The 24,798-nt window shown below is 28.6% G+C and carries 26 protein-coding genes; 13 read left to right on the top strand and 13 right to left on the bottom strand.

What is annotated here, in order from left to right:
• Positions 1-28 precede the first annotated feature (28 nt).
• The 7 genes from ACY2RX_RS08310 to ACY2RX_RS08280 all read right to left on the bottom strand — a co-directional run bounded on the left by ACY2RX_RS08310 (position 29) and on the right by ACY2RX_RS08280 (position 4,837).
• Complete coding sequence (locus ACY2RX_RS08310; protein ID WP_490103507.1) at positions 29-916, bottom strand: arsenite methyltransferase; 888 nt, start codon at positions 914-916, stop codon at positions 29-31.
• Between the two features lie 32 nt (positions 917-948).
• Complete coding sequence (locus tag ACY2RX_RS08305; protein ID WP_490103506.1) at positions 949-1,275, bottom strand: ArsR/SmtB family transcription factor; 327 nt, start codon at positions 1,273-1,275, stop codon at positions 949-951.
• A gap of 68 nt (positions 1,276-1,343) precedes the next feature.
• Complete coding sequence (locus ACY2RX_RS08300) at positions 1,344-2,252, bottom strand: hypothetical protein (RefSeq protein ID WP_490103505.1); 909 nt, start codon at positions 2,250-2,252, stop codon at positions 1,344-1,346.
• Between the two features lie 6 nt (positions 2,253-2,258).
• Positions 2,259-2,732, bottom strand: a complete 474-nt coding sequence (locus tag ACY2RX_RS08295; protein WP_490103504.1) for a hypothetical protein — start codon at positions 2,730-2,732, stop codon at positions 2,259-2,261.
• A gap of 46 nt (positions 2,733-2,778) precedes the next feature.
• Entirely contained in the window at positions 2,779-3,648 is an 870-nt protein-coding gene (locus ACY2RX_RS08290) for a hypothetical protein (RefSeq protein WP_490103503.1), read from the bottom strand.
• 71 nt (positions 3,649-3,719) lie between these two features.
• Positions 3,720-4,256 (bottom strand): hypothetical protein, encoded by a 537-nt coding sequence (locus ACY2RX_RS08285; RefSeq protein WP_490103502.1) that lies wholly within the window; start codon positions 4,254-4,256, stop codon positions 3,720-3,722.
• A 41-nt stretch (positions 4,257-4,297) separates the two neighbouring features.
• A complete protein-coding gene (locus ACY2RX_RS08280; protein WP_490103501.1) occupies positions 4,298-4,837 on the bottom strand; it encodes an RNA polymerase sigma factor in 540 nt (179 codons plus the stop codon).
• A 186-nt stretch (positions 4,838-5,023) separates the two neighbouring features.
• Between ACY2RX_RS08280 and yaaA the strand changes: the two genes are divergently transcribed.
• On the top strand, positions 5,024-5,782 hold the full coding sequence (gene yaaA / locus ACY2RX_RS08275) for a peroxide stress protein YaaA (RefSeq protein WP_490103500.1): 759 nt from the start codon (positions 5,024-5,026) through the stop codon (positions 5,780-5,782).
• A 96-nt stretch (positions 5,783-5,878) separates the two neighbouring features.
• Here the strand turns inward: yaaA and ACY2RX_RS08270 are convergent, their stop codons facing one another.
• From ACY2RX_RS08270 to ACY2RX_RS08260, 3 genes are all read right to left on the bottom strand, one after another.
• The gene (locus ACY2RX_RS08270) at positions 5,879-8,350 is read right to left on the bottom strand and encodes a T9SS type A sorting domain-containing protein (RefSeq protein WP_490103499.1); all 2,472 of its coding nucleotides are present in this window, start codon (positions 8,348-8,350) and stop codon (positions 5,879-5,881) included.
• Positions 8,351-8,523: 173 nt separating this feature from the next.
• On the bottom strand, positions 8,524-9,948 hold the full coding sequence (locus tag ACY2RX_RS08265; RefSeq protein WP_490103498.1) for an L-serine ammonia-lyase: 1,425 nt from the start codon (positions 9,946-9,948) through the stop codon (positions 8,524-8,526).
• An 88-nt stretch (positions 9,949-10,036) separates the two neighbouring features.
• Entirely contained in the window at positions 10,037-10,378 is a 342-nt protein-coding gene (locus ACY2RX_RS08260; RefSeq protein WP_490103497.1) for a DUF2853 family protein, read from the bottom strand.
• 249 nt (positions 10,379-10,627) lie between these two features.
• On the opposite strand from ACY2RX_RS08260, the gene dnaK reads away from it, so the two are divergent.
• From dnaK to ACY2RX_RS08200, 12 genes are all read left to right on the top strand, one after another.
• Positions 10,628-12,535, top strand: a complete 1,908-nt coding sequence (gene dnaK / locus ACY2RX_RS08255) for a molecular chaperone DnaK (RefSeq protein ID WP_490103496.1) — start codon at positions 10,628-10,630, stop codon at positions 12,533-12,535.
• A gap of 216 nt (positions 12,536-12,751) precedes the next feature.
• Complete coding sequence (locus tag ACY2RX_RS08250) at positions 12,752-13,285, top strand: hypothetical protein (protein ID WP_490103495.1); 534 nt, start codon at positions 12,752-12,754, stop codon at positions 13,283-13,285.
• 68 nt (positions 13,286-13,353) lie between these two features.
• A complete protein-coding gene (locus tag ACY2RX_RS08245; RefSeq protein ID WP_490103494.1) occupies positions 13,354-13,899 on the top strand; it encodes a class I SAM-dependent methyltransferase in 546 nt (181 codons plus the stop codon).
• Between the two features lie 359 nt (positions 13,900-14,258).
• Positions 14,259-15,521, top strand: a complete 1,263-nt coding sequence (locus ACY2RX_RS08240; protein WP_490103493.1) for a phosphoethanolamine transferase — start codon at positions 14,259-14,261, stop codon at positions 15,519-15,521.
• Positions 15,502-16,800, top strand: a complete 1,299-nt coding sequence (locus tag ACY2RX_RS08235; RefSeq protein WP_490103492.1) for an NAD(P)/FAD-dependent oxidoreductase — start codon at positions 15,502-15,504, stop codon at positions 16,798-16,800. The genes ACY2RX_RS08240 and ACY2RX_RS08235 overlap by 20 nt, the downstream gene beginning before the upstream one ends.
• A complete protein-coding gene (locus tag ACY2RX_RS08230) occupies positions 16,800-17,108 on the top strand; it encodes a hypothetical protein (protein ID WP_490103491.1) in 309 nt (102 codons plus the stop codon). Before ACY2RX_RS08235 ends, ACY2RX_RS08230 begins: the two co-directional genes overlap by 1 nt.
• Before the next feature lies 1 nt (position 17,109).
• Positions 17,110-17,463, top strand: coding sequence for a hypothetical protein (locus tag ACY2RX_RS08225; protein WP_490103490.1), 354 nt, complete (start codon positions 17,110-17,112; stop codon positions 17,461-17,463).
• Positions 17,460-18,377: an AraC family transcriptional regulator gene (locus ACY2RX_RS08220; RefSeq protein ID WP_490103489.1), complete on the top strand. Its 918-nt coding sequence runs from the start codon at positions 17,460-17,462 to the stop codon at positions 18,375-18,377. Before ACY2RX_RS08225 ends, ACY2RX_RS08220 begins: the two co-directional genes overlap by 4 nt.
• A gap of 10 nt (positions 18,378-18,387) precedes the next feature.
• Complete coding sequence (locus ACY2RX_RS08215; protein WP_490103488.1) at positions 18,388-19,017, top strand: GyrI-like domain-containing protein; 630 nt, start codon at positions 18,388-18,390, stop codon at positions 19,015-19,017.
• A 99-nt stretch (positions 19,018-19,116) separates the two neighbouring features.
• A complete protein-coding gene (locus ACY2RX_RS08210; RefSeq protein WP_490103487.1) occupies positions 19,117-21,264 on the top strand; it encodes a TonB-dependent receptor in 2,148 nt (715 codons plus the stop codon).
• A 98-nt stretch (positions 21,265-21,362) separates the two neighbouring features.
• Positions 21,363-21,791, top strand: coding sequence for a DUF2141 domain-containing protein (locus tag ACY2RX_RS08205; protein ID WP_490103486.1), 429 nt, complete (start codon positions 21,363-21,365; stop codon positions 21,789-21,791).
• A 50-nt stretch (positions 21,792-21,841) separates the two neighbouring features.
• Positions 21,842-22,465 carry a hypothetical protein gene (locus tag ACY2RX_RS08200; protein ID WP_490103485.1) on the top strand — a complete coding sequence of 208 codons (624 nt, stop codon included), beginning with the start codon at positions 21,842-21,844 and terminating at the stop codon, positions 22,463-22,465.
• Between the two features lie 5 nt (positions 22,466-22,470).
• Here the strand turns inward: ACY2RX_RS08200 and ACY2RX_RS08195 are convergent, their stop codons facing one another.
• The 3 genes from ACY2RX_RS08195 to ACY2RX_RS08185 are packed head-to-tail and all read right to left on the bottom strand — an operon-like array spanning position 22,471 to position 24,779.
• On the bottom strand, positions 22,471-23,163 hold the full coding sequence (locus ACY2RX_RS08195) for an SGNH/GDSL hydrolase family protein (protein ID WP_490103484.1): 693 nt from the start codon (positions 23,161-23,163) through the stop codon (positions 22,471-22,473).
• A 5-nt stretch (positions 23,164-23,168) separates the two neighbouring features.
• On the bottom strand, positions 23,169-24,251 hold the full coding sequence (locus tag ACY2RX_RS08190) for an amidohydrolase family protein (protein ID WP_490103483.1): 1,083 nt from the start codon (positions 24,249-24,251) through the stop codon (positions 23,169-23,171).
• Positions 24,252-24,254: 3 nt separating this feature from the next.
• Positions 24,255-24,779: a 3-hydroxyanthranilate 3,4-dioxygenase gene (locus ACY2RX_RS08185; RefSeq protein WP_490103482.1), complete on the bottom strand. Its 525-nt coding sequence runs from the start codon at positions 24,777-24,779 to the stop codon at positions 24,255-24,257.
• Positions 24,780-24,798: the final 19 nt, after the last annotated feature.

Below are 24,798 nucleotides of genomic sequence, written 5' to 3'. Positions count from 1 at the left end.
AATTATCTTTTTTTAAATTATAAACAAACTAACAACAACCACTTTTTGGTGAGCAACAAGACTCTGCATTAGTTTCTGGTATTTTTATATGTTTTTTTTCAAATTTTTCTCCAGGTTTTTCTGCATAAACAGTGATACTAAAAATTCCTGTAGCTCCCTTATTAAATTTATTTACCTCTTCTTCTGATAAGTATTTGCTCAAAATATCATTAGGGATAACAATAGGTTTTTCTTTCTGAATTTTTATGTTTTTAAAACCTTGTTCTTGTATCATTTGTAAATAATCATCTTTTTGAATAGCACCAGCAACACAACCTGCATACATTTCTGCATCTTGTTTTAAAGCTTCTGGTAGTTTACCAACCAAAACAATATCAGAAACACTAAAATGTGCACTTGGTTTTAAAACTCTGTATATTTCTCTAATTACTTTTTGTTTGTTTGGTACAAGATTTAATACACAATTACTTACTATTACATCTGCAACATCATTACTTACAGGCATTGCATCTATATCTCCTTGTCTGAATTCAACATTATTGTAACCTAATTTTTCTGCATTTATACGTGCCTTTTCTATCATAATTGGTGTAAAATCTATACCAATTACTTTTCCTTCTGCACCAGTTTCGTGTCTAGCCACAAAGCAATCATTTCCTGCACCAGAACCTAAATCTATAACAGTATCTCCTTTTTTAATGATAGCAAATTCTGTTGGTAAGCCACATCCTAAACCAAGGTCTGCATCTTCTACATATCCTTTTGTATCTGTATAATCATCCATCATAATATTATATACTTTATTTGATGGTGTAGTAGCGCCACAACAAGATGCTGCATTTTCTGCTTTTCCTTGTTCTGCAATTTTTGCATAACGTTCTCTTACAATGTCTTTTAATTCTTGCTCTTTATTCATTTGTGTTCTTTTAATTTGTTATTTTTTTCTGTTTAACAACAACTATTTGTTGAATTTTTATTTAAAAATATGTTTAAGGTATTTTTTATATGCTCCCAATTTTCTTGGTCTATACAATAGCAAACACTTGTACCTTCTATGGTTCCTTTTATTATTCCTACTTTTTTTAATTCTTTTAAATGTTGAGAAATTGTGGGTTGTGCCAAACCAATTTCTTTAACTAAATCTCCACAAACACAAGATTTTAATTTGATTAAAAACTCTAAAATGGCAATTCTAGCAGGATGCCCTAACACTTTTGCTATTTCTGCTATTTTATTTTGTTCTTCTGTAAAAATTTCTGACTTGGTTACACCCATCTTAATTTATTTATTGCAATATTGCGATTAATATTTAAAACAAAAGCTATATTCATTAAAATGATTTTTTATTTTTTACTTAAATCGAACAAATAACCAACGGAAAGATTAAAGAAGCCAGTTGTATTTAAGTTGTTTTCGTTTACCAATGCATTTGGGAAATTTAGATTATACCCTAATTCAAAATCCCAAGATTTTAATGAAAGTGATAATGGAATATTAAGTTGTGTATTCATCAAATTAAAAACATCAAAATTAAACGTTCTTAAAACTCTTTTTCCTTTTACAAAAACAAACTTTTCTAGGGTAATGTTTTGTTTGGCGACTATAAAGTTGAATCTTGGTCTTAAACGTAGTGCAAAATTTGAAGTTCTTTTTAAAGTAAGGTTTAAATAACTGCTAGAAACGAATTGAAAACTGCTTTCTGAACCAAATAAATAAGAGGCAGAAATATTGGTTCCTAAAGTTCTTTTTTTATTTCTTATTCCTAAACTTAGGTCTAAAGAATTTGTAAAATCATCATTTCCATCAGAATAAAAATACTTTGTGTATCCTAAATTATAGATAAGGTTTTTGGCTTTTCCTAAAGTATTAAAATAGCCAACAGAAGCGCTTGTAAAATCCCAATTGGGTTGAAAACTTTGATAATAAATTCCGGAAATACTAGCGTTAAATCCTGAAGAATGATAATAAGAAACTTGAGGAATGATATTAAATTGATTTGTACCTGAATCTCTACCAGAAAAAAAAGTGTTGCTGTTGTAAGATAAAGATGTGTATAAAAAATTGTAGGTAAAATCGCTTTCTATTAATTCATCTAAAAATTGTTGATTGCTAAAAAAAAGTTCGTCTAACAAACCATCTATATCATCATCTTTATCTTCTTGAGCATAAGCACAAAAAGAGGTTGCCATTGTAAACAATAGCAACCCAAAAACTTGTAAAGTGTTTTTTAATTCTTGATAAAGAAGCCTCATAAATAACTAATTTCCTCTATTTCTTTTTTTTCTTTTGTTAGGGTTATTTACTCTTGTTCCGTTTTTTAATTCTCCTCTATCTTTTGCTTTTCTAATTTTATCAATCCGTTCTTTTAGCATTTTGCGTTGTTCGCCAGAAAGCGTTTTTCTAAAATTATCTCTCGTTTTTCTTAAACGCATTTGTTGGTTTCTTACCAAATCTTTCTGTGTTCTAGTAAAAGTGGTTAACAAGCGTTTTCGAATTTCTGATTTAGAAATTGTTTTATCTCTTAAAATGGATAATTGTTCTTTAGTAAGTGTAGCTTTAAAAGCTTTTCTGTTAGATTTCATTACTTCTCTTTCTTTCTGCAACAATGCTCTTTGCTCTTTTGTGAGCTCTTTAGTAATTAAATCGTAACTAGAATTTTGAGCAAAAAGTGTGGTATTAAAGAACATCAAACTCATAAAGAAAATAGTATATATGATGGTTTTTAATTTCATTTTTAATTTATTTTTACTCTTTAACATCTAAAGTACAAAATACTTTTTATTTACACCCATTTTTGGCTGCCTCCATTTCTGTTTCATTATTTATAGTTACTGTTGTTTGATTTCTATAAAAAATATCTACAGGATAATTTAAAGTTCCTTTTTTAGTAGCATCAGGATTTGCTTTATGCCATTCTCTAATTAATTTAAAATCTTTTCTTTCGGTAACATTAATTACAGTTGCATCTGGCATTGTAAAACTAACTGGCAATACTAATTTAAAACACTTTCTTTTATCTTTTCCTTTTTTACAAGAATCTTTTACTGCTTTTAATTCATCTCTATTAATTAAAGTTTGAACAGTACCATCTTCTAAAGTAATATCTACTGGGAACACTAATTCTGGACGTTCTTTAACACCTTTATTTGCTTTATACCAATCTCTTATTAATTTCCAATCTTCTTTACTATTTAAAGTGATAGATGAATTATCTGGCATTATAAAATCTACAGGAAATACAAACTGAAAACATTTATGTCTTCTTTTTTTAGCTCTTTGTTTTTTATCATTTAATTGTCTACCATTTGTAGCAAAGAAAACATCGCTACTAGCTTCTGCTCTAGATTCATTGTCTGTAATTACAGATATTTTGTAACCCAAACCAGATGCTAATTGAGCATTGTTAACATAACTGTCTGCTAAATCTTCATTTAAAACATTTTGTGTTGCAGCAGGTAAACTAGAAATATCTACTTGTGTTTTAGATGCTTTTTCAATTTGCTCTATTAAAGAAGTATCATCTATTAATTCTGATGATTCAGAATCTGAACAAGATGTAAATAATAAAGCTGATAAAAAAAATGCAGTAATTGAGAAAAATAAAATACTCGATTTTAAAATATTCTCTTTAGAAATTGAAATTCTCATAAGTGTAAATTTTTAATTAATAATTGTTTCTATTTAATTAGAACTACATTTTTTAAAATAGTTTGATTTTTTTATAAAATAATTGTTTCTAAAAACTTTTCACCCGTGTAACTATCTATTAATGAGTCTTCTATAAATAATGAATTTAAAAATAAATCATCCATTTTTTGTTCATCAAGTTCCGCTTTAAAAACTATTTCGTTCATTAAAGTATGGTTTGCAAACAAATCTAAATCTGCATCATCTACCAATAATGAATTGATTAAAACATCTTCTGCAGATGAAAGTAATTCAATATTTACATTGTTAAAATCATTTTTATTAGAATGCTGCAACCAAAGTGTTACACTTAAAATAAAAACTATGGATGCTGCAACTGCATATCTAAATTTAGGACGCATCCAAAAAACCAATTGTTTTTTAACGTCTTTTGGTGCTGCTGTTTTAACATCCTCTTTTATTTTATCTAAAATTGATATTTTAGATTTTGCAAAATATCCTTCAGGAATAGTTGTTCCTAAATACTTTTTGTGATGTTTAGAAATATCACCTTTAAAGTCTTCTTTTAAAAAACTTTCTTTATGGCTATTTTTTTGTGATTTTTTCATAATATAATAGTTAGACCCAACTTTATAAAAATAGTTTGGTTTTATAAAAATATTTTTTCTTCAATAACTTTTACTGCTGAATAATAAGACGATTTTAACGTGCTTTCAGACACTTTTAAAATTTCTGAAATCTGCCTAAAACTTAAATCATCAAAGTATTTCATTTCAAAAACACGCTTCTGTTTTTCTTTAAATCCATTTATAATTGTGTTTAATTTTTTTTGAATTTCATCTCCATCAAAATACGCATCTTCAAATACAACTTCTAAATAATTGCTAGAAATTTCATCAATATTATCATAACTTTTTTTATTATTTTTTTCTAAAAAACGGATAGATTCATTGTAAGCAATTCTATACATCCAAGTATGCAAACTGCTTTTTTCTTGAAAATTTTGAATGCTTTTATAAATTCTGATAAAGGTATTTTGCAATACATCGTCAGCATTTTCATGCGTGCCAACAATTTTTCTAATATGCCAATACAAACGCTCTTGATAGACGCAAAGCAGCTCACTAAAAGCAATATCTTTTAGTGTAGCATCTTTTAACTTTTTTACAAGTTCAGTGTCTTTACTCAAGTAATTATTTGCTAGTTTCTATCTCTTAGACCTTTAAAAACCTAAATAGTTTAGATGAATTTAAAAATAAATTTTAGCTTTTACAAATGCTATCAATTTTATAAATGGAAATATCAATTTTAAATTACTTATTATTTTTTAAATCTTTTAATCAATTGTATTTTTACATATCAATAAAAACAGAGTATGAAAATCATAATATCACCAGCAAAATCTTTAGATTTCGAAAGTAAAGTTTTAACAAGTTTACATACACAACCGCGTTTTTTAGAACAATCTAAAAAGCTAAACAAGAAGTTAAAAACGCTTTCTAAAAAGAAATTATCAGAATTAATGAAAATCTCTGACGATTTGGCTCGCTTAAATTATGATAGAAACCAAACTTGGCAAACTCCTTTTAATATAGAGAACTCAAAACAAGCTATTTACGCTTTTACTGGTGAAGTTTTTAGAGGAATTGACGTAAATTCTTTAGAAGAAGAAAAGCTTCCTTTATTACAAGATCGCTTGCGAATTTTATCGGGTTTATATGGTTTGCTAAAACCTTTAGATTTAATACAACCTTACAGATTAGAAATGAGTACCAAACTAAAAGTTGGTAGAAAAGAAAACCTCTATAAATTTTGGGATGACACTTTGGCTAAATCTTTAAATGATGAATTAAAAGAGGATGAATTATTGATAAATTTAGCAAGTTCTGAATATTTTAAAGCTATACCTAAAAAGGTTTTAAAAGTGCCAATGATAACGCCTGTTTTTAAAGATTTTAAAAAAGGACAGTATAAAACCATTATGACTTTTGCTAAAAAAGCGCGCGGATTAATGGTTCGCTATATTATTGACAACAATGTAAAAACAATTGAAGAATTAAAAGGTTTTGATGTTGATAACTATCGTTTTTCAGAACAAATGTCATCAGAAACTGAATTGGTTTTTACGAGGTAAAGGAAGATAGAATTATTGTTGTTGAGAATTAGCACCTCTTTTATTAATAGATAAGGTGCTAGTTTTGAAATTTTTATTTCGTTTTAAAAACAAGTATTACTTCTTTATAAACTTATAAGTATAAACTCCTTTTTTTGTATTAAAGCGTAAGAAATAAATTCCAGAAGCATACCCTGAAACATCTAAGATAAATCTCTCATCAATTTTTGCTTTTTGATTTAAATAAATCATTTTACCTTTATAATCGAATATTGTTAATTTAACTTCCCCTTTTAGTGTATTTGTTTTAATGTAAATTTTATCTACTGTTGGGTTAGGAAATATTTTAAAGATAAACTCTTCATTTTTAATTATGGAAAGTGCATTTTTATCAAAAACATCAGATCTCCATACACCACGACCATACGTTGCAGCATAAATCTTATTATCACTAAAATTAATCTCTAACTCGTTAACAATGGTATTTGGTAAATGATTTTTAAATTCTTGCCATTCAGAAAAAGTGTCATCAATATAAAATACACCATAATTCATCCCAACATATAAACCATTATCTGCATTGTTTTGCCAAACTAAAGACAATGCACTAAAATTAGGGAGGTTCTTTTTGTAAGAAACCCAAGTTGTTCCTCCATCTATTGTTACCATCACTTTATTTGCACCTGTATAAGCAATCGCTACTCTATTAGGATTAGTTGGGTGCACAGCAATTGAATTGATATTACCTTCAAAAGATTTTAATAAAGTCCAATTACCTGTACCTGTTGTTGTTCTATACAGTTTAGTATTATCACCATCTATCCTAGTAGTATAAATAGTTTTGCTATCAGATTTAGCTACTTTGATGTGCATTATATCAGATAGTAACTGAGATATACCTACCCAAGTTTGTCCTCCATCAGAAGACTTATAAATTTTATCTTTTCCTATATATAATGTATTTGGTAAATTAGGATCTTGTTCTAAAGCACTAGACTCTGTGTTTAAATTTTCGTTAGGATTGTTAAATGCTATGGATTCAAGTGAGTTTTCATTCTTTTTACTTTTATAAAAAACTCCATTTTGTGATGAACTGTAAACAATTGTTGGGTCTGTTTTATCAATAAAAGTTTCAAATCCATCACCTCCACTAACTTGGTACCATAAGTCTTCAAACTTTGCTAATGTACCAGAATCTTGAGCTCCAGAAGATATTATAACTGGATTCGTTTGAGAAACTCCAAAATTATATATTTGTTTTATCCCTAAACCAGCAGTTAAGTTCTTATAATACGTATTAGTTACATTATTTGAAGGATTTTCTGCAAGAAACAAACCTCCATCTGTACACACAAACAACTCATTTCCAACAAACTCCATTAAATCTACATCTACATGATGATAAGCCAATTCTAAAGAAGTAAATGAAACACCTCCATCTGTAGACCTCCATGTTTTAAGCCCTCCAATATAAATTTCATTGGCATTTGTATTAGAAATAGCTATATCCATATCTCTTGGCGCCTGAGCACCTAGGTAGTTTTCACTGTGAGTCAATTTTGTAAAAGAATCTCCAGAATTAGTAGATTTATATAAACCTTCAAACCCGCCATCAACCTCAGAAAGAACATAGACTAAGTTGGGAGAAGCTGGTGTAACTGCTATCATTTTTGCAAAATTACCAGAAGTGATACCAGATGTTATTTCTGTAAAACTTTCTCCATTATTTATAGATTTATAGAGTCCTCCACGCCCTATAGCATAAACAACAGAAGGATTGTTTGGTTTAAATTCAATATCGTATCCAGCATTATTAAAACCTATATTAACCCAAGTTGATCCTCCATTAGTGCTTTTAAAGATTCCTTCGGAATTAGAAGCTGCATACATTATTTTAGGGTCTGTAGGGTGAATTAAAATCTTTACTATTTCATTTATTTCTGAGTCTGGATTACCTATCGTAGAATGTAAAACCCAAGTAGAACCTGAGTCTGTAGATTTGTATAATTTCCCACCGTTAGATCCCCAAAAATAAACTGATGAGTTAGAAGGTGTAATGGCTAAGCTATATACAACCATATTATTGTGGCTATCAGTTAAAGGAGTCCAAGTACTTCCTTTATCTAAACTCCTCCATAAACCACCTTTATGAGCACCAACCATAATTTTATTTGTGTTATTTTTGTCTATAGCAAAAGAGGTTAATCGCCCAATAGCATAATCTGTTGCAGTCATAATTCCCTCTGAAATTACATGAACTTTAACTGTTTTTGGTCCCATTTCTTCCCATGATGCATTTGTTGTATTCTCAACCTTTCTCAGATTCCTTTTAGATTGGTAATCTTCTAATGCGTTTATAAAGTCTGAATGAGTAGGCAAATAGCCTTTTTCATTTTGTAATCTTAGGGCATTGTGTTTCCACCTTCTATATTTCTTACTTTTTCCTTTATGATTTTTAAAGTAAGTTTCAGCAGAATTAATAATCTCTCTAACAGTAGAGGTTCCTTTTTTTATTTTTTCTTTATATTCTTGTGATTGAGCTTGAAAAAAAATTAAACTTAATAAAACAGAAAGAAAAGTTGTTTTCATATTCATTTATTTAAATTTTATGTAAATAATACTATTAAAACAAGTTAAAGCATAAAAACCCTCTACAAGTTATTGAAGGAGTATTAAAAACCAAACGGTAGATTTTTGAAATTTATTTCACCTAAGTAAATATAAGAATTTTGAATAATTTTTAAAAAGACATTTAATAAAATTTAGCAATCTGCTAAACCAACATTAACAGCTAAGCCACCTTCAGAAGTTTCTTTGTATTTTTTATGCATATCTTTTGCGGTTTCCCACATAGTATCTATTACTTTATCTAAAGGTACTTTTACTTCTTTTGGATCGGTTTCTAGCGCCATTTCTGCTGCGTTAATTGCTTTTATTGCTCCCATAGAATTACGCTCAATACAAGGCACTTGCACCAAACCGCCAATAGGATCGCAAGTTAAACCTAAATGATGCTCCATTGCTATTTCTGCTGCCACTAAAGATTGCGCTGGTGTTCCGCCTAATAATTCTGTTAAAGCGGCAGCTGCCATTGCAGATGACACACCAATTTCTGCCTGACAACCTCCCATTGCTGCAGAAATTGTGGCATTTTTTTTAAATATACTACCAATTTCTCCAGCAGTTAGTAAAAATTGTTTTATTTGTTTAAAATTGGCTTCGTGATTTTCTATCACCAAATAATACATTAACACCGCAGGAATTACTCCTGCACTTCCATTTGTTGGTGCAGTAACAACTCTACCTAAAGAAGCGTTTACTTCATTAACAGACAAAGCAAAACAGCTTACCCATTTTAAGGTTTCTCTAAATTTTACCTCTGAATTTCTAATAGCTACAATCCATTCTTCAGGGTTAGAATATTGTGCTTCTTTAATAAGTTTTTTGTGTGTATCAAAAGCGCGTCTTTTTACGTTTAACCCTCCAGGGAGTCTACCTTCTGTATGACATCCTATGTACATACACTCTAACATTGTATCCCAAATTCTATTCAATTCGAAATCAATTTCTTTAGAAGAACGTAATTCTAATTCATTTTTAAAAACAACTTCTGATATTGATAAAAGATTTCTCTCACAATACTCTTCTAATTGTTTTGCTCTATTAATTGGATAAGGAAAATTTTGTTTATTGATTTTAATTTCTTCCTCAAGATGATCTTTTTCCTGAACAATAAATCCGCCACCAATAGAAAAATACGTTTCTGTTGAAATTTCTTTTCCCTCAGAAAAACCTCTAAAAGCAACACCATTAGAATGAAATGGTAAAAAATTACGATTAAAAACAATTGAATTTTTATAAAAAGGGATTTTTTTTCCACCTTTAAAATGCAACTCTTCTTGTGTATTTATTCTATCTACAATAATGGCTATATCTACAATAGGAATATATTCTGGATCAGCTTCACTCAACCCCAAAAGAATTGCCAAATCTGTTGCATGGCCTTTACCTGTTAAAGATAATGATCCATATAAATCTACTTTTACAGCATCAATAGTATCAAAAATATTTGTTTCTCTCAATTTTTGAACCCATTGTTGAGCAGCTCTCCATGGACCTAAAGTATGAGAACTTGATGGACCAACACCTATTTTGAGCATATCAAAAACACTAATAAATTGCGACATTCGTAAAAATTAAAACTTAAAAACGCTGTAAATGTAAAAAATCCAACTCATAGAGCTGGATTTTTTTGTATTAATAAAATATAAAATTTTAGAAACCGTAAACTGATTCTTTATCAAATTTCTTCATTAGCATATAATAAACTACTGCTCTATATTTGTTTCTTTCAGACTTACCAATTCTTTCCATTACTTCTTCAATTCCTGCATCTAATTCTTTACTATCTGCCAAACCTAACTTTTTCATTAAAAAGTTCTTTTTAACAGTTTCTAATTCTTTAGGATCAGATCCAGAAACAGTTTCTGCGTCAGCTTTATAAATAGAAGGTCCTAAACCTTTGGTTACTGCAGCTAATAACTCTGTGTTAGAACGTAGATTTCTATCGTCCATAAATTTTTTGTACAAAGCAACTTTTTCGTCAAATTTACTCATGATTTCGTTTTTAATTTAATTTGTAATGTTTTGATTCTTTATAGAACAATTCAAATATAAGAAAATAAAAGTGGTTTTCAAATTATGATTGCTCTTCTCTTTTTTAGATACAATTTATGTCAATATGTCACAACTTTATTAAATTTATTTTTAAAAACTGACATTTTCTAGTCAAAAAATAGTTGGCATACCATTTGACTAAACTGTAAATGTAAAATTGAATTTAAAAAATTAATATAAATAATTATTATGAGTAAAATTATAGGAATAGATTTAGGAACAACAAACTCATGTGTTTCTGTAATGGAAGGTAATGAGCCAGTTGTAATTCCTAATGCTGAAGGAAAAAGAACTACACCCTCTATTGTTGCTTTTGTAGAAGGGGGAGAACGTAAAATTGGTGATCCAGCAAAAAGGCAAGCCGTAACCAACCCAACAAAAACGGTGTATTCTATTAAACGTTTTATGGGTAACAAATTCTCTGAATCTTCTAAAGAAGTAAACAGAGTTCCTTATAAAGTAGTTAAAGGAGACAATGACACCCCAAGAGTAGATATTGATGGTCGTTTATATACGCCTCAAGAAATTTCTGCTATGGTATTGCAAAAAATGAAAAAAACGGCAGAAGATTACTTAGGTCAAGATGTATCTTCAGCTGTAATTACTGTGCCTGCTTACTTTAACGATGCACAAAGACAAGCTACAAAAGAAGCTGGTGAAATTGCGGGTTTAAAAGTAGAAAGAATTATTAACGAGCCTACTGCTGCTGCTTTAGCTTATGGTTTAGACAAAGCTAATGACGACAAGAAAATTGTTGTTTTCGATTTTGGTGGTGGTACACATGATGTTTCTATCTTAGAATTAGGTGATGGCGTTTTTGAAGTTTTAGCTACAGATGGTGATACGCATTTAGGTGGTGATGATGTAGATGAAAAAATCATCAATTGGTTAGCAGAAGAATTCCAATCTGAAGAAAATATGGACTTGCGTAAAGACCCAATGGCTTTACAACGTTTAAAAGAAGCTTCTGAAAAAGCAAAGATTGAATTATCTAGTTCAACATCAACAGAAATAAACTTACCATACATTACTGCTACTGCAAGTGGTCCAAAACACTTGGTAAGAACATTAAGTAGAGCAAAATTTGAACAATTAATTGACGATTTAATTAAAAGAACAATTGAGCCTTGTAAAACAGCTTTAAAAAATGCTGATTTATCTACTTCTGATATTGATGAAATTATCTTAGTAGGTGGTTCTACAAGAATACCTGCAATTCAAGAAGCGGTTGAAAAATTCTTTGGGAAATCGCCAAGTAAAGGTGTAAACCCAGATGAAGTAGTTTCTTTAGGTGCTGCAATTCAAGGAGGAGTTTTAACAGGTGATGTAAAAGATGTTCTTTTATTAGATGTAACACCTTTATCTTTAGGAATAGAAACTATGGGAAATGTGTTTACAAAATTAATTGACGCAAACACAACCATTCCAACTAAAAAATCGCAAGTATTTTCTACAGCTGTAGACAATCAACCTTCTGTAGAAATCCACGTTTTACAAGGAGAAAGAGCAATGGCTGCTGACAACAAAACTATTGGACGTTTCCATTTAGATGGTATTCCGCCAGCAGGAAGAGGAATTCCACAAATTGAAGTAACTTTTGATATTGATGCCAATGGTATTATTAAAGTTTCTGCAACAGATAAAGCAACCAATAAAACGCAAGACATTCGTATAGAAGCTTCTTCTGGATTAACTGAAGAAGAAATCGAAAAAATGAGACAAGAAGCAGAAGCAAATGCTGATGCCGATAAAGCTGCTAAAGAAACTGCAGAGAAAATTAATGGTGCAGATTCTATGATTTTTCAAACAGAAAAGCAATTAAAAGAATTTGGTGATAAATTATCTGCAGATAAAAAAGAACCTATTGAAGCTGCTTTAGAAGAATTGAAAAAAGCGCACGAGTCTAAAGATTTAGCTCAAATTGATGCTGCAATGGAAAAAATTAATGAAGCCTGGAAAGTAGCCTCTGAAGAAATGTATGCTGCTCAACAACAAGCTGGTGGCGCAGATGCTGGAGCGCAACAAGAGCAACCAAAAGCTGGTAATGCAGATCAAGGAGATAATGTAGAAGATGTAGATTTTGAAGAAGTAAAGTAAGCAGAGAACCTGTTTTGTAAAACAAAATTGTGTGAATCGCTTATCCCAAAATTGATTTGGGATCTCATCAAAAAAGTAATTTAATTACTATTAATATAAAACGCAATCATTAATTTGGTTGCGTTTTTTATGTGTCATTGCGAGGAACGAAGCAATCTCTTTGATGATAATTCAAATTGCTTCATTACATTCGCAATAACATTTTAAATTTCAATCTTGAAAACCTATAACAAAACCAATTTTTTTAAACATACTTTTTGTGAATTTCAACAAGTTGATAACTTTCAATTTCTAGAAAAAACCAACTATAAAAGTAAATCTGAAAGTGTTTATTTTTATACTGAAGAAGGTGTTTATAGAAAATCGAATCATTGGGGAAGAGTTGCCAATTGTAGATGGAAATTAATTGCTAACAAAAACTATAAAAACCAACAAATTGTAATAGGTTTTGCAAAATGGAGCGACTTTTACCCTATCAATTCATCAGAAAAAAACTTTTTTATTTTTGTTGATTTTAATAAAAAAACATCAAACATTAAAGTAAACACAGAAGAATCAAATCAATATTTATTTACATTTTCTGAAGCTCAAAAAAGAATAAAACAAATAAATTATCTTTTTAAAGATGATAAATGGGCAAAATATTTTGACTCAGAAATTAATGAATTACGAGTAAACATTATTTTAGATTTTATTAATTCTGATAAAAATTTATTAGAAATAAAAAAAAAGATTTATTTAAAATATTAATATCATTTATTGTAGATATTAATATATCTTATAAGATTAATTATATTTGTTACTTATGTAAAAAATATATGTTTTTCACAAAAGAAGCTATAAATAGAATAAATACAGTTGGCAGCATAAAACCAAGTTCTAAACATCTAATTCAAAAATGTTTAAAAGATTTAGATTTTAAAAGCAACCAAATTATCTTAGAGTTTGGTTCTGGCAATGGTAACTTTACAGAAGAAATTTTAAAAAGAATTCCTAAAAGCACTAAATTAATTGCTTTTGAAACCAATATTAGTTTTTTCGAATATTGTACTGAAAAATTTAAACATTATAATAATTTTGAAATACACAATGTTTCTGCAGAAGATTTTAGCAAAATCGAAGCTATTAAGAATAAAAAAATAGATTTTGTGATTTCTAGTTTACCATTAACGCTTCTTAAACAAAACTTAATAGATAGTTTAATAACTAAAGTACTAGCTCATTTACAACAAAATGGTTGTTTCATTCAATATCAATATAGTTTTGGCAAGTACTTCTTTTTTAAAAATAAATTTAAGTTTGTAAAACTAGATTTTGTTGTTAGAAATTTACCGCCAAGTTTTATATACAAATGCTATAAATAATGTTACAAATAAAAAAATATAGCAAGATTATTTCATTAATTATTTATCTTTTATTTTTAATTCTTCCTAACCTAATCTTAGGTGAATCGTTAATTGGTACGGTTTTAGTTTTATCTATTTATCTGATTTTAGCTTCATTTAAAAAAAGTTTTTTATTATTTTTTTCAATCCCTATTTTTTTACTGAGCATCATTCAATTATATTATAGTTTAGACATTAAAAATGATGTAATTAACTCAACATTAATAAACATTTCTCTTTTTAATACAAATTTAGAAGAGACACTAGCCACAGTAGAAAACCTATACTTATACTTATTCATTCTTTTAATTATCTTTTTTATTTTAATAAAAACTAAGATGTATATATTAAGAAAATACAGATTACTCTTTGTTGCCTTGTTTTCTGTTTTTCTTTTTTTAAATATTATTAGAATTAAAAACTCAGATAGATATAAAGTAATTTATGGACAAAAAAGTGTGTTTTATAATCCAAAATTTGTAGCATTAGAATTATCAAAAAAAATATTTCCGCTAAATTTTATTAGAAATATAAGAACAGCAATTATAATTGATAAAAAAATAAGTCAATACGAAAAGAATACTTCAAATTTTAAATTTGGTTATAAAAAAGTAAATGATTCTTTAAGCAAAACTGTAGTTTTAGTATTAGGAGAAAGTTCTAGAAGTTTAAACTTTCAGCTAAATGGTTACAAAAGAGAAACAAATCCTCTCTTATCTAAAATAGATTTAATTTCTTTCCCAGAGGCATACACTCCTTTCGGAACAACAAGTTCTAGTATCCCTTTTGCTTTAAGTAGAATTGATGAAAAAAAATGGAATAATAAAATTATATATTCAGAAAAAAGCATAATAACTGCAATGAAAGAATTAGGATATAAAACTTATTTTGTAGATAATCAAGGAGATTATAGATCTTTAATTGATTGTTATAAATCTGAAAGTGATAAATTAATCTCTATTAATCCTGTTTTTTCTACAGACGATAAAGTACTTCATAAATTCAAAGAAATTTTAAAAGACTCTGCAAGAAAAAAATTTATAATTCTTCACACTTACGGAAGTCATAGTAAATATAGAGATAGATATGATTCTAAAAATGCTTATTTTAAACCTGATGTTTATGATGAGTTTAATGTTGAAGTAAAAAATAAAATAGTAAATTCTTATGATAATGCAATAAGAGAAGTAGATCGTTTTTTGCATTCAGTAATTTTAGAAATTCAAAATAAAAATTCTTCATTAGTCTATTTTTCTGACCATGGAGAAAATTTAATGGATACAGATGAAAACCTATTATTTCATGGTTATTTTGTTCCTAACGATTTTACCTACAAAATCCCTTATATTTATTGGTCTTCAGATACGAGCAGTAAAGAATTTATTGCTGCAAAAAATAATATAAATAAACCTGTTACTACAGAAAGTATTTTTCATACTATTGTAAATCTTGCAACAAACAATACTAATTATTTTAATAAAAATAAAAGTATTGTAAATCAAAACTACAAGAGCAAAGACACAATATTTTATTTCGACAAATACCAAGAATTAAAGGTTTATAAAATAATTAAAAATCTAGATGAACATTCCACAAACTAGTTTTCCCAGAGTTGTTATTATTGGAGGCGGATTTGCAGGTTTAGCAGCTGCAAAAGGTCTTGAAAAACAAGAGCTCCAAGTTGTTTTAATAGACAAACATAATTATCATACTTTTCAACCTTTACTCTATCAAGTTGCTACAGGAGGTTTAGAGCCAGATTCAATTGCTTTTCCGTTAAGAAAACGTTTTAACGATGTAGATAATTTCTATTTTAGATTAGCAGATGTTACTAAAATTAATCCTGATAAAAACGCTATTGAAACATCAATTGGAAATTTAGAATATGATGAATTAATTATTGCAACTGGCTCAACCACCAACTTTTTTGGAAACACCAACATTCAAAAGTTTGCTATGGAAATGAAATCTGTTCCGCAATCTTTAAACATTAGAAGTTTAATTTTAGAGAATTTTGAAGAAGCTTTATTAACATCAAACATTGAACAAAGAAATGCGTTAATGAATTTTGTAATTGTGGGTGGAGGACCAACTGGTGTTGAATTAGCGGGTGCTTTGGCAGAAATGAAAAAAGGAATTTTGCCTAAAGATTATCCAGATTTAGATATCAGACAAATGCAAATAAATTTAATTCAAAGCTCTGAATGCTTGCTAAAAGGAATGAGTGCAAAAGCTTCTGAAAAAGCTGAAGATTTCTTAATAAAATTAGGTGTTAATGTTTGGAAAAATTTACGTGTTTTAGATTATGATGGTAAAACTGTTACCACAAATGGCGAAGATCATTTTAATGCAGAAACTGTTATTTGGGCAGCTGGTGTTAAAGGAAAAATGATTGATGGTTTAAGTGCTGAATGTGTTATAGAAAGAGCTGCAAGAATTAAAGTGAATGAATTTAATCAAGTTATTAATCATTCTAATATTTATGCTGTTGGCGATGTTGCTTGTATGTCTTCAAAAGAAAATCCTTACGGACACCCAATGATGGCGCAACCCGCTATACAACAAGGCAGATTGGTTGCTAAAAATATTTTAGCAAAAATAACGAATAAAAAACAACAAGAATTTAGATATAATAACAAAGGTTCTATGGCTACTATTGGCAGAAATAAAGCAGTTGTAGATTTACCAAAATGGAAATTTCAAGGTGTTTTTGCTTGGTTTATTTGGATGTTTGTTCATTTATTTTCGTTAATCGGTTTTAGAAATAAAGCCATTGTTTTTCTAAATTGGGTGTATAATTACATTCGTTTTGATAGAGAAACGCGTTTAATTATTAGACCTTTTAAAAAGAAAAATCAATACAGCTTTAAAAAACAATGATGGCAGAAAGCAGAAAAATTAAATGCCCAAATTGTAAAATTTTTAATACCAACAAAGATTATTGTACAAATTGCAATACACTAATTTCTCATCAAAAGAAAAGAGAGTTAAACGCAGAAAAAGTTAAGCAAGCTCACATTGATGAAATTCTTCTTAAAATTGAAAACCCTAATTTAGCAGAACGTTTAAAAAAACATCCTTTTTTTCTTTACCGCTTTTTTGGCTGGTTTTTATACTCAGCAATCGTAATTGTTAGCGCAATTGGCGCAGGTTTTGCTTGGTTTATTGCAATGGTTGCAGCTGGTTAGTATGAATAAAAAGCTATTTTACTATTTTATTTTTTCAGTATTAACAGGTACTTTTATTTACTTTTCTTCTTTTTTTAATATTCAGTTACCAAGATTTATACGTCATTATGTAAACGATTTTTTAATCATCCCAATTGTATTATTTATTAGTTTACAAACTTTAAAGTGGTCTAAAAATAAGGTCAATTATAAAATTAGTTTACCTGTTATTTTATATTTATGCTTACTATATAGTATCTTTTTCGAGTTTATAATTCCTAATTATTTAGCAAGATACACCAAAGATTATATAGATATTATTTTATACTTTGCAAGTGGGTTTTTATTTTATTACTTGCAAAAAAACAACAAATGACTTTATCTAAAATTGCTAAAGAAAATATTAGACGTTTAAATACGGCAATTCTTTTTATTGAAGAAAACTTATCAGAAAAACTAACATTAGAAATTATTTCAGAGAAAGCACATTTTTCTCCATTTCATTTTCATAGATTGTTTAAAGTAATTGTTGGAGAAACAGTAAACAACTTCATCAATAGAAAAAGAATTGAAAAAGCTGCTGCGTACTTATTACATCAAAATGAAAAAAATATTACAGAAATTGCTGAATTAGTTGGTTATCAAAATTTATCTTCTTTCTCTAAATCTTTTAAAAAGTTCTATGGATTATCTCCTCAGAAATTTAAAGAAGAAAGTCCAGAAAAATACAGCAAGATTCGCAAAACCGAAAGCAAGAATGGAAAAGTAACAATTACATTTGAGCAATATATTTGCAACATTAATAACGCTTTAAATTGGTTAAAAATGAAAGCAAAAATAGAAATTAAAAAAGTTCCAAGATTAGATTTAGCTTACATTTCTCATAAAGGAAAAATAGAAGCAATTGGCAGTATTTATAATAAATTAGTAAAATGGGCAACTCCAAAAGGCTTGATAAATGAGCAAACAAGAATGGTAACTATTTATCACGACAGTCCTAAAATTACAGATCCAAGTAATTTAAGAATGAGTGCTTGTATTGTTTTAAATGATCCTATAAAAGTTGATGGAGAAATAAATTTAAGAACTATAAACCCTACAAAATGCTTGGTTTCTAGATTAGAAATTACACCTTTTCAATTTCAACAAGCTTGGGAATCTTCTTTTGCTTTTATGTTTGAAAATGGCTACAAAAAATCTGATATTGATCCTTTTGAAATTTATTACAATAACGCTGCAGAGCATCCAGAAAACAAGTTTATTGTAGATTTATGTATTCCAATTTTATAAAATAATTCTGATGAAACACGAATGGAGAAAAAAGGAAAAACAAATTTATATTCCTAAAGCCAAACCAGAACAAATTCAAATTCCTAAATATAATTTTTTAACTATTTCTGGAAAAGGAAATCCAAATAATCCTGAATTTGCAAATTATATTGGTGTATTATACTCTATTTGTTATGGCATAAAAATGGGTTTAAAGAAAAATCCGGTTTTAGATAATTATTATGATTACACTGTGTATCCATTAGAAGGTGTTTGGGATATTTCTGATGAAGCTAAAAAAAACTACACAGAAAACACAAAATTAAATAAAGACGATTTAGTTTTTACTTTAATGATAAGACAACCTAATTTTATCACCAAAAAATATGCTTTAGAAACTATTAAAAAAGTAAAGCTTAAGAAACCAAATCCGTTATTAGCCAAAGTAAAGTTGGAAAAAATCACTGAAGGAAATTGTGTACAAATGCTGCATATTGGTTCTTATGATGATGAACCTGCAACTTTTAAAATAATGGAAGATTTTGCTAAAAGTAAAGGTTTAAAGAGAAAATCTAAACGTCATAGAGAAATTTATTTATCAGATTTTAGAAAAATTCCTGCAGAAAAACTTAAAACAGTTTTACGTTTTAACGTGAGTTAAAATATTTTTACAATTCATCAATAAAAAATTACAACTCGGTATTTGTTTTTATTTAAAAAATGAAGAACACTGCATCTTTGTATTATCAAAAAAAAACCGATGAAACGCATTTTATTTACATTCTGTCAAATTTCATTATTTGCGCAAACTACAATTTCTGGTAAAGTAACAGACAAAAAAAACAATCCAATAAACGGAGCAAATGTTTATTTAGATGGCACTTATGATGGTGGATCAACAAACCAAAAAGGTGAATTTTCTTTTACTACATCAGAAAAAGGAACTCAAACTTTAGTAGTTTCTTTTCTTTCTTTCGAAACTCATATAAAAACTGCGGATGTTTCATCACTAAAAAACTTAAAAATAAAATTACGCGAAGATGTAAATACATTAGACGCAGTTGTTATAAATGCAGGTACTTTTGAAGCTAGCGAAAAAGCAAAAGTTACCGTCTTAAAACCTTTAGATATTGTAACTACTGCAAGTGCTTTAGGCGATGTTTTTGGTGCCATACAAACACTACCAGGCACAACTCCTGTTGCAGAAGATGGACGTTTATTTGTAAGAGGAGGAGAAGCAGAAGAAACTCAGATTTTTATTGATGGAATCCGTGTTTTTACACCTTTTACACCCACAACAAACAACATTCCTACCAGAGGTAGATATTCTCCATTTTTATTTAAAGGAGTTACTTTTTCTACAGGTGGTTATTCTGCTGAATACGGGCAAGCTTTGTCTAGTGTTTTACTATTAAACACTATTGATGAACCCAATCAAGAAAAAACAGATGTTAGTTTAATGACGGTTGGTGTTGGTCTTGGAAACACCCAAAAATGGGATAAAAACTCTTTTAGCATCAACACTTCTTATATTAATTTAGCACCTTATTTAGAAGCTTTTCCTGACAGAAATCAATGGAACAAACCTTACCAAGCTTTAAGCGGAGAAATGGTTTTTAGACATCAATTTAAAGATGATTCTATGCTAAAATTATATAATGCTTATAGTTATACAAATTTTGATGTAATACAAGAAGACATCAATTTTACAAATGGTTTTCGCTTTGGATTACAAAATAGAAATCTTTATTTTAATGGATCGTACAAAAATAAATTCGGAAATAACTGGAAATACGAAACAGGTATTAGTTTTACAAACGATAACTCTAATTTAAAAATTATTGAGGACAAAGTAAATAGCAATGAAAACGCTGCACATATAAAACTTAAACTTAAAAAGAATTTTTCTAACCGATTTAAATTAAACTTCGGAGCCGAATATTTTATGAGTGATTATGATGAAAACTACACTCCAATAAACAGTTCTAAATTCAACTATGGTTTTAACAATAACATTTTTGCTTCGTTTGTAGAAACAGATATTTTCTTCTCAAAAAAATTAGCAACAAAAATTGGAGTAAGAGCAGAAAACACAGGTTTATTAAACGAATTTACAATATCACCAAGAGCATCAACATCTTATAAATCTGGCAAAAATTCTCAGTTTTCATTTGCTTACGGGCAGTTTTATCAAAATCCTAAGAATGCGTATTTAAAGTTTTATCAAGATTTTAAATCAGAAAACACATCGCATTTAATTGCCAATTATCAAGCAACAAAAAAAGGACAAATTTTTAGAATTGAAGCTTATTATAAAAACTATAAAAACCTAGTAAAATACAATAACAAACAACCAAACTTTACCAGTAATTTTAATAATAACGGAAATGGTTTTGCGAAAGGAGTAGATATTTTTTGGAGGCAAAATGGGAAAATAAAAAATACAGATTACTGGGTTTCTTACTCATATTTAGACACCCAAAGAGATTATAAAAATTATCCTACTAAAGCCAGACCAAATTTTGCTTCTAAACACAACTTGTCTGTGGTTGCAAAACATTGGGTAGAAGATTGGAAAAGTCAGATTGGCTTTAGTTACAACTTTGGTACAGGCAGAAATTACACCAACAAAAACGAAACTGGTTTTTTAAATAATACAACTAAAAACTACAACTCTTTAAGTTTAAATTGGGCGTATTTAATAAGTCAACAAAAAATACTGTACTTCTCTGTTAACAACGCTTTAGGCACCAAAAATGTATTTGGTTACCGATATAAAAACACACCAAATATGAATGGAAAATTTAACAGACAAGCTATTGTACCAAGTGCAGATCGCTTCTTTTTTATAGGTTTTTTCTGGACAATTAGCGATGACAACAAATCGAATCAATTAGATAATTTATAAAAAGTTACAACTCAGAAATAAAAAATAACATTTCAGTATCGTTTTCATTTTTTAATAAAAAAAACATCTGATATTTGAATCATCTTAAAACAAACATTATGAAAAACACACTTTTAATAACAGCTATTTTTTTCACTTTTATTTTCAAAATAAATGCTCAAGAAAAAAATGAAACAATTAATTTAACTGTAGAATTCTCTGGTATGAAATCTGATAAAGGAAGTCTTTTTGTAGCTCTTTACAATACAGAAGCAAACTTTTTAAAGAAAAATTATAAAGGAGAAATTGCGAAAATAAAAAACAAAAAATCTGTAGTTATTTTTAAAAACCTACCTAAAGGAATTTATGCAATTTCATCTTTCCACGATGCAAATGATAACAAAAAAATGGATACAAACTTTTTTGGAATTCCAAAAGAGCCTATAGGAATGTCTAATAATGCCAAAGGTTTTATGGGACCTCCAAAATATAAAGATGCAAAATTTACGTTAAAAACAGATACAACTATATCTATAAAAGTAAAATAATCTTTTCTCAAAACACATCAACTTTACACAACAACTTTAACCGTAATATTATGAAAAAAATTATACTTATCATCGCAGTAATATTTGCAACAGGAATTTCTGCGCAAACCAAATATCAAAAGGGAATGCAAAAAGCATTTTCTCTTTGGCAAGAAGGAAAAACAGCAGAAGCTTCTCAGCTTTTTGAAAGAATTTCAAAAGCAGAAACTAAAAATTGGTTACCAGCCTATTATGCCGCAACCATAGAAATTTTAGAAAGCTTTGCCATAAAAGATGAAACAAAACTAAAAGCTAAATTAACAAAGGCTCAAAAATTTTTAGACGCAGCTAGTTCTAATTCTCCAGACAATCCAGAAATTTTAATTACACAAGCTTTATTAAATACAGCTTATATTGTCTTTGACGGACAAAAATATGGAATGACAATGTCTATGAAAAACTCTGGTTTGTATGCAAAAGCTATAAAAATTGCACCAAACAATCCAAGAGTAATTTTAAGCAAAGCAGAATCTGATATGGGTGCAGCTCGCTTTTTTAAGCAATCTACAAAACCATTCTGTAAAGATGTAAAAAGAGCAATTGAACTGGGTAAAAAAGAAAAAATTGATATCGAATTTTACCCAAGATTTATGGTAAAAAGAGCTGAAAATGTTTTAAAACAATGTCAAGAATAAACAACTTATTTATTAATTTGCTTAATCATTAATTCAAAAGAATCTTCATCTTTTACCCATTTCTTATAATCTCTAAATTTTAAAAGGTGAAGATTTTTTGTAGGATATAATTGATGAAACATTGTTAAAGCTGCCAAAAAACTTCCTGCTTTAGACGGATGAAAATCATCAAATTCATATAGATTTTCTACATTTTTATGCTTGTTATAATTTTTCCAAACTTCTCCAACAGGAAATAATAAAGCATCATTTTTTTGGGCAGCAATTTTATAATTTTTTATTACTAAATCAAAAGTATGATACCATATTTTAGATGTCCAAACCATAAAATAAACCAATTTTGCATTATACTTTTTGCAAATCTTTTTTATAATTGCTCCGTCTTCAATTAGCATTTTTTTTCCTTCTGATTGAGAAGATGGTCCTTGTTGTACAATTACATAATTGTATTTACCCTTAGCTATTAATTTCTGCAAAGTACCATCAGTTAAATGATCTGCCAAAGCGTAATTAGGTTTACATAAACTTTTAGTTATTATCTCCTCTCCAGAATTTTTTGCTATAAACTCTAGTATTTTTGGCATATTGTTAGTGTAAGTTAAACTATTACCAACAAATAATATTTTTTGAGCGTTTGTGGTAAGCCCACAAAAAAAGAATAAAAAAATAAATGCTTTGTATTTTAAAAGTTTTTTCATCGAGCTTAACTTAAAATTTTATCAACCAACTCTTTTTTAGCTTTTTCATCTTCACCAAAAAGCCATTGTAAAACATTACTTTCCCACATAGCATCTTTTTCATTTTCAGAAATAATATTTCTATCTATGGCTAAATCTAAAATTTTTCCTGGGTAAGAAGATTGACGATCACTTTCCATTTCTCCTAACGGATACGGATCATCTAAACCAATTAATACTTGTTTTGAACCTTGATTTTTAACCAATAATTCTAAAGAACCCGTATCGTGCACCAGTGTATCAAAGAATATATTTTTATGGCCAACAGCTTTTCTAGGATGTGTTTTTCCTTCAAATAAATCGGGTCTTCCATCAAAGCCTTGAATTCTTCTTCCTAAGTTCATTTGTGCTAATTGACCTCCATGTGCAAAACAAGTTCTAATATTTTTATAACGCTCTTGCATTCCGTTTAACGTATAAAAATGATATGCATCTCCACATTGTGCCAACATCCAAATGAGATGAAAACGCCAATTGGTATTTTCTAATTTTATCATTTTATCTCCATCATAAGGATGAATTTCTATGGCTAATTTATACTTGTTTGCCAATTCGAAAATGGGATCATTTTCTTTGTCAAAAACACAACGCCATTGCCCAATAGAATCCATAAAATGCGTGGGTAAGCACAAAACTTTTAAACCTAATTCTTTTACACAACGTTCAATCTCATAGAGTGCACCATAAATAAAACCAGGATGTACCACAAAACCACAAGTAAATTTATCTGGATGATTGTGTTGTACTTTTGCATTAAAATCGTTTTGAAAGCGCAAGGCTTTTTTCATTTCTTCTAAACGTAAACCATTACCATATAATTGAGAAAGGTTTAAAACAACTGCGTGATCAATCTTGTTTTTTTCCATCCAAATTAATTTTTCATCCAAGAAAAAACTAGAATCTGTTACAGGACGTTTCCAACCTTTTTGCAGCATATGTTTACGCTCATCATCTACCCAAAAAATTTCTTTATCCTTCATAAACTTAGGAATTTCTTCTGGGTATGGTAATAAATGTGAATGTCCGTTTATGCGTAATTTGCGTTTCATTTTTTAGATTTTATTTGGAGCATCCATCACTGTTCCACAATTATTACAAGTACATTTCTTTTTATCAGAATAATATTTATCGAAAATTGTTGGCATATCCGTTTCTATATTCTCTAACTTAAATTTCTTTCTGTATAATTGATTTCCACAGTTTTCGCAATACCATTCTAAGGCGTCCATCATTCCTTTTGCACGCGGATATTCGATAACCAAACCAACTGTATTTTCTTTTCGCTGTGGAGAATGTGGCACTTTTGCAGGCAACAAATAAATATCACCTTCATTAATTTCTACATCAACCATTTCACCTTTATCATTTATAATCTTCAAAACCATATCGCCTTCTACTTGATAGAAAAATTCTGGAGTTTCGTTATAATGATAATCTTTTCTTGAGTTTGGGCCACCAACAACCATTACAATATATTCGCCATTATTCCAAACACATTTGTTGCCTACGGGTGGTTTTAATAAATGACGATGCTCGTCAATCCACTTTTTAAAATTTAAAGGTTGTACTAGTTTCATATTCTTTAGATTATTAGAC

This window comes from Polaribacter sp. 2405UD43-2 (assembly GCF_058147125.1).
This window is presented reverse-complemented; position numbering and strand designations above follow the sequence as displayed.

What these genes read in the sequence shown, in the direction of transcription:
- ACY2RX_RS08230 (WP_490103491.1), top strand. Translation starts at nt 16,800, where the DNA reads ATGGCAGAAAGCAGAAAAATTAAATGCCCAAATTGTAAAATTTTTAAT.
- ACY2RX_RS08265 (WP_490103498.1), bottom strand. Translation starts at nt 9,948, where the DNA reads ATGTCGCAATTTATTAGTGTTTTTGATATGCTCAAAATAGGTGTTGGT.
- ACY2RX_RS08210 (WP_490103487.1), top strand. Translation starts at nt 19,117, where the DNA reads ATGAAACGCATTTTATTTACATTCTGTCAAATTTCATTATTTGCGCAA.
- ACY2RX_RS08310 (WP_490103507.1), bottom strand. Translation starts at nt 916, where the DNA reads ATGAATAAAGAGCAAGAATTAAAAGACATTGTAAGAGAACGTTATGCA.
- yaaA (WP_490103500.1), top strand. Translation starts at nt 5,024, where the DNA reads ATGAAAATCATAATATCACCAGCAAAATCTTTAGATTTCGAAAGTAAA.
- ACY2RX_RS08290 (WP_490103503.1), bottom strand. Translation starts at nt 3,648, where the DNA reads ATGAGAATTTCAATTTCTAAAGAGAATATTTTAAAATCGAGTATTTTA.
- ACY2RX_RS08300 (WP_490103505.1), bottom strand. Translation starts at nt 2,252, where the DNA reads ATGAGGCTTCTTTATCAAGAATTAAAAAACACTTTACAAGTTTTTGGG.
- ACY2RX_RS08195 (WP_490103484.1), bottom strand. Translation starts at nt 23,163, where the DNA reads ATGAAAAAACTTTTAAAATACAAAGCATTTATTTTTTTATTCTTTTTT.
- ACY2RX_RS08295 (WP_490103504.1), bottom strand. Translation starts at nt 2,732, where the DNA reads ATGAAATTAAAAACCATCATATATACTATTTTCTTTATGAGTTTGATG.
- ACY2RX_RS08270 (WP_490103499.1), bottom strand. Translation starts at nt 8,350, where the DNA reads ATGAAAACAACTTTTCTTTCTGTTTTATTAAGTTTAATTTTTTTTCAA.
- ACY2RX_RS08225 (WP_490103490.1), top strand. Translation starts at nt 17,110, where the DNA reads ATGAATAAAAAGCTATTTTACTATTTTATTTTTTCAGTATTAACAGGT.
- dnaK (WP_490103496.1), top strand. Translation starts at nt 10,628, where the DNA reads ATGAGTAAAATTATAGGAATAGATTTAGGAACAACAAACTCATGTGTT.
- ACY2RX_RS08215 (WP_490103488.1), top strand. Translation starts at nt 18,388, where the DNA reads ATGAAACACGAATGGAGAAAAAAGGAAAAACAAATTTATATTCCTAAA.
- ACY2RX_RS08235 (WP_490103492.1), top strand. Translation starts at nt 15,502, where the DNA reads ATGAACATTCCACAAACTAGTTTTCCCAGAGTTGTTATTATTGGAGGC.
- ACY2RX_RS08190 (WP_490103483.1), bottom strand. Translation starts at nt 24,251, where the DNA reads ATGAAACGCAAATTACGCATAAACGGACATTCACATTTATTACCATAC.
- ACY2RX_RS08260 (WP_490103497.1), bottom strand. Translation starts at nt 10,378, where the DNA reads ATGAGTAAATTTGACGAAAAAGTTGCTTTGTACAAAAAATTTATGGAC.
- ACY2RX_RS08185 (WP_490103482.1), bottom strand. Translation starts at nt 24,779, where the DNA reads ATGAAACTAGTACAACCTTTAAATTTTAAAAAGTGGATTGACGAGCAT.
- ACY2RX_RS08220 (WP_490103489.1), top strand. Translation starts at nt 17,460, where the DNA reads ATGACTTTATCTAAAATTGCTAAAGAAAATATTAGACGTTTAAATACG.
- ACY2RX_RS08305 (WP_490103506.1), bottom strand. Translation starts at nt 1,275, where the DNA reads ATGGGTGTAACCAAGTCAGAAATTTTTACAGAAGAACAAAATAAAATA.
- ACY2RX_RS08205 (WP_490103486.1), top strand. Translation starts at nt 21,363, where the DNA reads ATGAAAAACACACTTTTAATAACAGCTATTTTTTTCACTTTTATTTTC.
- ACY2RX_RS08200 (WP_490103485.1), top strand. Translation starts at nt 21,842, where the DNA reads ATGAAAAAAATTATACTTATCATCGCAGTAATATTTGCAACAGGAATT.
- ACY2RX_RS08245 (WP_490103494.1), top strand. Translation starts at nt 13,354, where the DNA reads ATGTTTTTCACAAAAGAAGCTATAAATAGAATAAATACAGTTGGCAGC.
- ACY2RX_RS08240 (WP_490103493.1), top strand. Translation starts at nt 14,259, where the DNA reads ATGTATATATTAAGAAAATACAGATTACTCTTTGTTGCCTTGTTTTCT.
- ACY2RX_RS08285 (WP_490103502.1), bottom strand. Translation starts at nt 4,256, where the DNA reads ATGAAAAAATCACAAAAAAATAGCCATAAAGAAAGTTTTTTAAAAGAA.